Here is a 619-nt window from a genome sequence, read left to right as displayed (position 1 = left end):
TTGAGCACCGCCAGAATCGACACAACCGCCTCAACAGAACGCGGAAGCAACAGCGCCACACAATGTCCCGGACCCGCACCACACCCGGCCAACACCCGCGCCAACCGATCAGCAGCCTCATCAAGCTCGCGATAAGTCACCGACCGACCCTCGAACGTGACCGCCACCGCCTCCGGCGCCCGAGCCACCTGATCGGCGAACATCACCGGAATCGACACCGGCGCCGGGGTCTGCGCAGTCAATACCGCCCGATTACCCCACGCACCRAGCTGGTCGTACTCACCACCATCAAGCACATCGATCGACGACAACAACCGATCAGCATCAGTAGCCATAGCCACCAACACCCGCTGAAAACGATGCGCCACAGCCTCGATCGCCGCCGGATCGAACACCTCGGTGTCGTACTCCACCCGCAGACCCAACTCATGACCCGGCGTCGCAGCCACCGTCAACGGATAATGGTTGTACTCACGACTACTGAACTCGGTGACCGCCAACTCCTGAGCACCCAACAACGCACCAGCATCGACCGGATAATTCTCATACACGAACAACGTGTCGAACAACTGATCATGACCCGAAACCCGATGAACCTCCCCAAGCGCCAAATGCTGAT

At 60.0% G+C, this 619-nt stretch carries 1 protein-coding gene; it reads right to left on the bottom strand.

Translation table 11 applies throughout. The features are described 5' to 3' along the window. Positions 1 to 619: AMP-binding protein (locus AB4Z42_RS28350; RefSeq protein ID WP_442012572.1), on the bottom strand; the 619-nt coding region annotated here is incomplete at both ends.

Origin of the sequence: Mycobacterium sp. 2YAF39, from assembly GCF_052114565.1 — a bacterium.
In the GTDB taxonomy this organism is placed as follows: Bacteria; Actinomycetota; Actinomycetes; order Mycobacteriales; family Mycobacteriaceae; genus Mycobacterium.
The sequence above is the reverse complement of the archived record's forward strand: the minus strand, read 5'-3'. Positions and strand labels throughout refer to the sequence as shown.